We start from the raw sequence: 9,283 nt of genomic DNA, 5'->3' as shown, positions 1-9,283 counted from the left end.
CCGGTTCACTCGCTGGTGCCGGTCGCCAGCCGCAGCAGGCTCTCGGCGTCCATGTCGTCGATGGAGTCCGCGGCCGCGGCGGGTTCGGCCGCGGCGGGCTCCGGGTCGTCCTCGGCCAGCCGCAGCACCACGTCCAGCAGGCCCGCCTGGCGCAGCCTGCCGAGCGGGATGGTGCTGAGGACCTCGCGGATGCGGTCGTCCGGATCGTCCGGCCGGTCCGCGGCGTCGCCGAACAGCTCGGCGGCCAGGTGCGCGGCCAGCGCCGACGGGGTCGGGTGGTCGAACACCAGCGCCGCGGGCAGCGGCAGCCCGGTGGCGGTGCGCAGCCGGTTGCGCAGCTCCACCGCGGTCACCGAGTCGAAGCCGACGTCCTTGAACGCGCGGGACGCGGGCACGGCGTGCGCGCCGTCGTGGCCGAGGGTGGCGGCGGCTTCGCCGCGCACCACCTCCAGCAGCGCCTTGGCGCGTTCGGTGGCGGGCAGGCTCCGCAACCGGTCCCGCAGCCCGCCGGAGCCGGCGGCCGCGGGTGCGGTGTCCAGCACCGCGCGGGCCTCGGGGAGCTCGGCCAGCAGCGGGCTCGGCCGGGCGGCGGTGAAGCCGGGGGCGAACTTCTCCCAGTCCAGCGCGGAGACCACCGCCGTCGCCGCACCGTCCACGATGGACCGGTCGAGTCCGCCGAGCGCGACGTCCGGCCGCATCGCGGGCACCCCCTGCCTGCGCAACCGGTCGCCCGTCGCGTCGTCGGCCGCCATCCCGGCCGCGCCCCAGGTGCCCCAGGCCACCGACGTGGCGGGCAGCCCGCGCGCGCGGCGGTGCTCGGCCAGGCCGTCGAGGAAGGCGTTCGCCGCCGCGTACCCCGGCTGCCCGCCGCTGCCCCAGGCGGCGGCGCCGGAGGAGAACAGCACGAACGCGTCCAGCGGGTGCCCGGCGGTGAGCTCGTGCAGGTGCCGCGCCGCGTCCCGCTTGGCGCGCAGCAGCGCGTCCAGCCGCTGCCCGGTGAGTTCGAGCACCGGGGCGTCGCCGTCGGCGACCCCGGCGGCGTGGAACACCGAGCGGAGCTCGCCGACCTCGGCCAGCAGCTTCCCCAACGCGTCCCGGTCGGCCACGTCGCAGGCGGCGACGGTGACCCGCGCGCCCAGTTCCCGCAGTTCGGCGGCGAGCCGGTCCGCGCCGGGCGCGTCGGGGCCGCGGCGACCGGCGAGCACCACGTGCTCGGCGCCGCGCTCCACGACCCACTTCGCGACGAACGAGCCGACGCCACCGGTGCCACCGGTGATCAGCGCGGTCCCGCCGGTGCGGAACCCGTCGCCGGACGCGGGGGCGGGGCGCAGCAACCTGCGGCCGTGCGCCAGCCCGCCGCGCAGCGCCACCTGGTCCTCCGCCCCGGACGCGGCGCCGGGCAGCAGCCGCGCGGTCGCCTCGTCCAGCTCCTCCGGCAGGTCCAGCAGGCCGCCCCACCGGTCCGGGAGCTCCAGCGCGGCGACGCGGCCCAGGCCCCACGCGGCGGTCTGCTCGGGGCGCACGTCCTCACCGGCCACGGACACCGCGGCCCGGGTCGCGCACCACAGCGGCGCGGCCGGACCGGCGTCGGCGAACGCCTGCACCTGCAGCAGCGCGGCGCGCGCCGGGTCGGCCGCGGCCGCGGCGAGCAGCGAGAGCACCGAGCGGAACTCGCGGTCCGTGGTGGCCGCGCGCAGTTCGGCGGCGAGCTCGGCGCGGTCCGCGGCGCTGGTGCGGAGCACGTCGACGTCCGGCCCGAGCGCGTCGAGCACCGCCGACGTCCACTCGTCCGCGGAATCGGGCACCACCACCAGCCGGGTGCCCGCGCGCTCGGCCGCGGGCAGCCGGGTCCAGCCGATCCGGTAGCGCAGCTCCTCGGCCTCGGCGCGGTGCCGGGACCGATCCCGCCAGCGGGCCAGCGCGGGCAGCACCGCCGCGCCGTCCACGCCGAGTTCCGCGGACAGCGCCGCCGGATCGCCGCGGTCGACCAGCTCCCAGAACGCGGAATCGGGTGCGCCGCCGCGTTCCGCGCGCCGCGCCCACCAGTACTGCCGGTGCTGGAACGGGTAGGTCGGCAGCGGCACGGCCCGGGCGGGCGCGCCGGTGAGGGTGCGCGTCCAGTCCACCTCGACGCCGTGCGCGTGCGCCTCCGCCAGCGAGCGCAGGAACCGGCGCGGCCCGCCGTCGTCGCGGCGCAGCGTGCCGAGCACCACCGCCGGTTCCGGGCAGGCGTCCTCGACCGTCTCCTCGACGGCCGCGGCCAGCACCGGGTGCGGGCTGATCTCGACGAACGCGCGGCGGCCGTCGGCCAGCAGGGCGCGCGTCGCCTCGGCCATCCGCACGGTGCGGCGCAGGTTCTCGAACCAGTAGTCGGCGTCCAGGCCGGTCGTGTCCATCCGCTGCCCGGTGACGGTGGAGTAGAACGGCACCGCGGCCGGGCGCGGGGTGATCGGGGCCAGCACCTCGGCCAGCTCCGCCCGCACCTGCTCGACGTGCGGGCCGTGCGAGGCGTAGTCCACGTTGACCTTCCGGGCGCGGATCTCGCGGCGCCCGCACTCGGCGAGCAGCTCCTCCAGCGCACCGGGTTCACCGGAGACCACCACCGAGGACGGCCCGTTGACCACGGCCAGCGACACCCGCTGCGCCCACGGTTCGAGCAGCTCGGTGGCGCGCTCCGCGGACACGGCCAGCGACACCATGCCGCCCTGCCCGGCCAGCGCCAGCAGCGCCTTGCTGCGCAGCGCCACGACCCGCGCCGCGTCCGGCAGGGACAGCGCGCCCGCCGCGCAGGCCGCGGCGATCTCGCCCTGCGAGTGCCCGATCACCGCGGACGGCGTGCAGCCGTGCGCCCGCCACAGCTCGGTGAGCGCGATCATGGTGGCGAACAGCGCGGGCTGCACCACGTCGACCCGCTCGGCCAGCTCGGGGGCGGCGGTGCCGTCGAGCACTTCGCGCAGCGACCAGTCCACGTGCGGCGCCAGCGCGCGCTCGCACTCGTCGACCGCGTCCGCGAACACCGCGGAGGTGGCGAGCAGCGCGCGCCCCATGCCGCGCCACTGCGAACCCTGCCCCGGGTAGACGAACACCGGGCCGGGGCCGCCGACGTCGCTGCCGCGCACCGCGTCCCCGGCGCCACCGGCGGCGAGCGCGTCCAGCCCGGCGGCCAGTTCGCCGGCGTCCGCACCGAGCACCACCGCGCGGTGCTCGAACCGGGCGCGGGTCGTCAGCAGCGACCACGCGAGCTCCGCCGGGTCGGCGTCGGGCGCGACCGGGGCGAGCCGGGCGGCCTGCTCGCGCAGCGCGGCCTCGGACTTCGCCGACAGCACCCACGGCACGATCCCGTCGCGGCTGCCGGGCGGTTCCTGCTCGGCGGCGGGTTCCGCCGGGGCCTGCTCCAGGACGACGTGCGCGTTGGTGCCGCTGATGCCGAACGCGGACACGCCGGCCCGCCGCGGCCGTCCCGGGTTCCACTCGACCTCGTCGGTGAGCAGCCGCACCCGGCCCGCGGACCAGTCGACGTGCCCGGTCGGTTCGGCGGCGTGCAGGGTGCGCGGCAGCACACCGTGCCGCATCGCCTCCACCACCTTGAGCACGCCCGCGATGCCCGCGGTGGCCTGCGAGTGCCCGATGTTCGTCTTCAGCGACCCCAGCCACAGCGGCGAGGTCCGCTCGGCCGCGCCGTAGGTGGCCAGCAGCGCCTGCGCCTCGATCGGATCGCCGAGGGCGGTGCCGGTGCCGTGCGCCTCGACGGCGTCCACTTCGGACGGTTCGAGTCCGGCGTCGGCGAGGGCGGCGCGGATGACCCGCTGCTGCGCGGGCCCGTTCGGCGCGGTCAGCCCGTTCGAGGCGCCGTCCTGGTTCGTGGCCGAGCCGCGCACCACCGCCAGCACCGGGTGCCCGTTGCGGCGCGCGTCGGACAGCCGTTCCAGCACGAGGACGCCGACGCCTTCGGCGAGGCTCATCCCGTCGGCGCCCGCCGCGAACGCCTTGCAGCGCCCGTCCGCGGCCAGCGCGCCCAGCCTGCTGAACCCGAGGAAGTCCTGCGGCCCGGCCATCACGGTCGATCCGGCGGCCAGCGCCAGCGAGCTCTCCCCGGAGCGCAGCGAGCGGCACGCCAGGTGCAGCGCCACCAGCGACGCCGAGCACGCGGTGTCCACGGTCAGCGCCGGTCCCTCCAGGCCGAGCAGGTAGGCGAGCCTGCCGGAGAGCACGCTCGCCGCGGCACCGGTGATGTACTGGCCCTCGGTGCCGTCGTCGATGCCGAAGGTGCTCGCGCTGTAGCCCTGGTGGGTGGCGCCGACGAAGGTGCCGGTGGCCGTGCCGCGCAGCGACGCCGGGTCGATGCCTGCGCGTTCCAGCGCTTCCCAGCCGGTTTCCAGCAGCAGCCGCTGCTGCGGGTCCATCGCCTGCGCCTCGCGCGGGGAGATCCCGAAGAACTCCGCGTCGAACCCCGCCGCGTCGTCCAGGAAACCGCCGAGCAGCGAGTAGGTGCGCCCGGCCCGCTGCGGGTCCGGGTCGTAGCGCTCGGCCAGGTCCCAGCCGCGGTCCTGCGGCGCTCGCCCGATCGCGTCGACGCCGTCGCGCACCAGCCGCCACAGCTCGTCGGGACCGGTGACGCCACCGGGCAGCCGGCAGCCGGTGCCGATGATCGCGATCGGTTCGTCCGCGGGCCCGCGGACCTCGACGCGGGCCTGCCCGGCCCCGTCGAACCAGGTCCCGAGGTGGTCGGCGAGCGCCGCGGGCGACGGGTGGTCGAACACGACGGTGCTGGGCAGCGCGAGTCCGGTGGCGCGCACCAGCCGGTTCCGCAGCTCCACGGTGGTCACCGAGTCGAAGCCGACCTCGCGGAACGCGCGGTGGTCGGCGAGCGCACCGGAGCCGCCGAGCGCGGCGCTCGCCTCGGCGCGCACCAGGTCCAGCAGCAGCGCGGCCCGCTCCTCGGCGGGCAGCGCGCGCAGCCGCTCGGCGAACCCGCCGGTCTCGGCCGGAGCGTCCGCCCGGTCCCGCACCTCGGGCAGGTCGTCGAACAGGGTGGTGGGCCGGGCGGCGCTGAACACCTGGTGGTACTCGGCCCAGTCCACGTCGGTCAGCGCGAGCACCGCGGCGTCCTCGTCCAGCGCCCGGTGCAGCGCGGTGAACGCGGTGGCCGGGTCGAGGATGCGCAGCCCGCTGCGGCGCGCCCCGTGCCGGTCGGCGGCGGCCAGCTCCGGGGAGTCCGGCCACTTCCCCCAGTGCAACGAGGTGGCGGTCAGCCCGCGAGCGCGCCGCTGCTGCGCCAGCGCCGCCAGGTAGGCGTTCCCGGCCGCGTAGGCGGCGTGCGACCCGCTGCCCCACATCCCGGCGATCGAGGAGTACAGCACGAACGCGTCGAGGTCGTCGCCCAGCAGCGCGTCCAGGTGCCGCGCCCCGGCGACCTTGGCGCGCACCACCCGCTGCACCGAGTCCAGGTCGAGCTCGTCGAGCGCGCCCAGCTCGATGGTGACGGCCGCGTGCACCGCGGTGCGGATCTCGTGGCCCGCGGCGGCGAGCCGGTCCAGCAACGCGGCGAGCGCGTCCCGGTCGGCCACGTCGCAGGACTCGACGGTGACCTCGGTGCCGAGCTCGGCCAGTTCCGCGACCAGCTCCGGCACGCCCTCGGCGTCCGGGCCGCGCCGCGAGGTGAGCACGATGCGCGCCGCGCCCCGCTCGGCGAGCCAGCGCGCCAGGCCGGGCCCGATCGCGCCGGTGCCGCCGGTGATCAACACCGTGCCGCGCGGTTCCCAGCTGCGCACCGGGTGCGGTGCGGCGGCGCGCACCACGCGGCGGGCCAGCACCGCGCCGTCCCGGACGGCCAGCTGGTCCTCACCGCGCGGGTCGGCGAGCACCGCCGCCAGCAGCGACGCGTCCCGCTCGCCCGGTCGCGCGGGCAGGTCCACGGTCCCGCCCCAGCGCAGCGGATGTTCCAGCGCCGCCGTCCAGGACACGGCCTGCACCTGCGCCTGCACCGGGTTCGCCACCGCGTCGTCCGCGGCCGCGGCCACCGCGTCCCGGGTGACCGTCCACATCGGAGCGTCGATTCCCGCGTCGCCGAGCGCCTGCACCAGGGAGACGGTCAACGCCAAGCCCAGCGGCAGGTCCGGGTACCGCTCCCCCGGCTCCTCGTGGCCGGCGAGCGTGGAGACGACGCCCGCGACCCCGCCCGCACCGGCCAGCCCGGCGGCGAGCACGTCCCGGTCCAGGTGGGACTCGTCGAGCACCAGCCGCTCGACCCGGACGCCGCACCCGGCGAGCGCGTCCGCCACCTCGTCGTCTTCGCCGGCGCCGACCAGCAGCCAGCGGCCCGGCGGGACCCCGCCCAGGTCGTCCACCGGCGTCCAGGCCACCTCGTAGCGCCACGCGTCGGCCGCCGAGGCCGCGCGGCGCTGCTCCCGCCACGCCGAGAGCGCGGGCAGCACCGCGGCCAGCGCCCGCTCGTCCACGTCCGGGCTCGCGGTCAGCGCCCGCGCGTCCCGCTGCTCCACCGCCGCCCAGAACTCCGCGTCCACCGCATCGCCCGCCCGCGACGGCCCGGTCCAGAACCGCTGGTGCTGGAAGGCGTAGGTCGGCAGGTCCACCACCCGGCCACCGGGCAGGTCGCGGGACCAGTCCACCCCGGCGCCGCGGACGAACACCTCGGCCGCCGCGGTCAGGAACCGGTCGAGCCCGCCGTCGTCGCGGCGCAGCGTGCCGGTGGCGACGGCGGGCACCTCGTGCCGCTCGATCAGGTCCTGGACGGCCGCGGTCAGCACCGGGTGCGCCCCGACCTCCAGGAACACCCGGAAACCGTCCGCCAGCAGGGCGTCCACGGCCGGGGCGAACAGCACGGTGCCGCGCATGTTCCGGAACCAGTGCTCGGGTCCGGTGTCCGCCGCGGTGCACCACTCGCCGGTGACGGTGGAGCGGAACGGGACCCGCGGCACCAGCGGGGTGATCCCGGCGAACCCGGCGAGCAGTTCCTCCCGCAGCGGCTCCACGTGCGCGGAGTGCGACGGGTAGTCCATCGGGACCCGGCGGACCCGCACGTCCTCCGCGACGAGCTCCGCGGCCAGCGCGTCCAGCTCTGCCTCCGAACCGGACACCGCCACCGACGCCGGGCCGTTCACCGCGGCCAGCGACAGCTCCCGGCCCTCGATCCGGCGCTGCACCTCGTCGCGCGGCAGCGCCACCGAGAGCAGGCCGCCGGTGCCCGCGAGCCGTTCGCCGATGACCTTCCCGCGCCGCGCGACCAGCTGCGCGCCGTCCCGCAACGACAGCGCCCCGGCCACCACCGCGGCCGCGATCTCGCCCTGCGAATGGCCCACCACCGCATCGGGTTCGACGCCGCGGGACCGCCACAGCTCGGCCAGCGCCACCATCACCGCGAACGTCGCCGGCTGCTGCACGTCGTCGCGCTCCAGCGACGGGGCGCCGTCCGCGCCGCGCAGCACCGCCACCAGCGACCAGTCCACGAACTCGGCGAACACCTGCTCGCACTCGGCGATGCGCGCCGCGAACACCGGTGACTCGGCCAGCAGCGCGCGACCCATCCCGGCCCACGCGGCGCCCTGGCCGGGGAAGACGAACACGATCCCGCCGTCGGCGCCGACGTCCGCGACGCCCCGCACGACCGACGGGTCCGGGGTGTCCGCGGCGAGCGAGCGCAACCCGGACAGCAGCCGCTCCCGGTCCGCGCCGAGCACGGTGGCGCGGTGCTCGAACGACGAGCGGGTGCGCACCAGCGCATGCCCGACGTCCACCGGATCCGGCTCGGCGGAGCCGAGGTGGTCGGCCAGCCGCTCGGCCTGCGCGCGCAACGCCCGCTCGGTGCGGGCGGAGAGCACCCACGGGACGGTGCCACCGGACTCCGGTGCCGCGTCGCCGGGCTCGCCGGCCGCCACCGGCGGCGCCTGCTCCAGCACGGCGTGCGCGTTGGTGCCGCTCACCCCGAACGAGGACACCGCGGCCCGCCGCGGCCGATCGGTGCCCGGCCAGTCCACCTGCTCGGTCAGCAGGCGCAGCGAACCGGCGCTCCAGTCCACGTGCGGTGACGGTTCCGCCGCGTGCAAGGTGCGCGGCAGCACGCCGTGCCGCATCGCCTGCACCACCTTGATCACGCCACCGACGCCGGCGGCGGCCTGCGCGTGCCCGATGTTCGACTTCAACGAACCCAGCCACAGCGGCCGGTCCCGGCCGGTCCCGTAGGCCTCCAGCAGCGCCTGCGCCTCGATCGGATCACCCAGCGGAGTACCCGTGCCGTGCGCCTCGACGGCGTCCACATCGGACGGCTCGAGCCCGGCGCTCGCCAGCGCCCGCTCGATCACCCGCCGCTGCGCCGGGCCGTTCGGCGCCGTCAGCCCGTTCGACGCGCCGTCCTGGTTCACCGCGCTGCCGCGCAGCACCGCCAGCACCTCGCGCCCCTCCCGCCGCGCGTCGGCGAGCCGTTGCAGCACCAGCACCCCGGCCCCCTCCGCCCAGCCCGTGCCGTCCGCGTCCGCCGAGAACGCCTTGCAGCGTCCGTCCGCCGACAACCCACCCTGCCTGCTGAACTCCACGAACAACGACGGGTCGGACAGCACCGTCACCCCGCCGACGATCGCCAGCGACGACTCCTCCGCGCGCAGCGACCGCGCCGCCAGGTGCAGCGCCACCAGCGACGACGAGCACGCCGTGTCCACCGTCAGCGCCGGGCCCTCCAGGCCCAGCGCGTACGCGAGCCTGCCGGACAGCACGCTCGCCGCCGTACCCGTCATCGTGTGCCCGCCCAGGTCCGCGGCCACCGCCTGCGACCGGCCCCAGTGGTAGGAGCCGACGAACACCCCGGCCCGGGTGCCGCGCAACGCCGCCGGTACCACCCCGGCGCGCTCCACCGCCTCCCAGCACACCTCCAGCAGCAGCCGCTGCTGCGGGTCCATCGCCTGCGCCTCGCGCGGGGAGATCCCGAAGAACTCCGCGTCGAACCCCGCCGCGTCGTCCAGGAAACCGCCGGTCGTGGTGGTGCTGTCGCGGCGCAGCGCCGCCAGGTCCCAGCCGCGGTCCGCGGGGAAGTCCGACACCGCGTCCGCGCCCGCCGCCACCAGCTGCCACAGGTCCTCCGGCGAACGCACCCCGCCCGGGTAGCGGCACGCCATGCCGACCACCGCGATCGGTTCCCGCTCGCGGTCCTCCAGCTCCTCGATGCGCCTGCGCGCGTGGCGCAGGTCGACGGTGAGCCGCCGCAAGTAGTCGACGACTTTGTCCTGCTGGTCATCCTGCACCGGTCAGTCCTTTGCTCGGCTTGTCTCCGGGC

At 77.2% G+C, this 9,283-nt stretch carries 1 protein-coding gene; it reads right to left on the bottom strand.

Going from position 1 to position 9,283, the window contains the following annotated elements; translation table 11 throughout:
- Positions 1–5: 5 nt before the first annotated feature.
- A complete protein-coding gene (locus H1226_RS08120; protein WP_258348163.1) occupies positions 6–9,251 on the bottom strand; it encodes a type I polyketide synthase in 9,246 nt (3,081 codons plus the stop codon).
- Positions 9,252–9,283 lie beyond the last annotated feature (32 nt).

This window comes from Saccharopolyspora gregorii (assembly GCF_024734405.1).
Classification (GTDB): Bacteria; Actinomycetota; Actinomycetes; order Mycobacteriales; family Pseudonocardiaceae; genus Saccharopolyspora_C; species Saccharopolyspora_C gregorii.
Note: the sequence above shows the minus strand (reverse complement) of the source record. Positions and strands in the feature narration are given on the sequence as shown.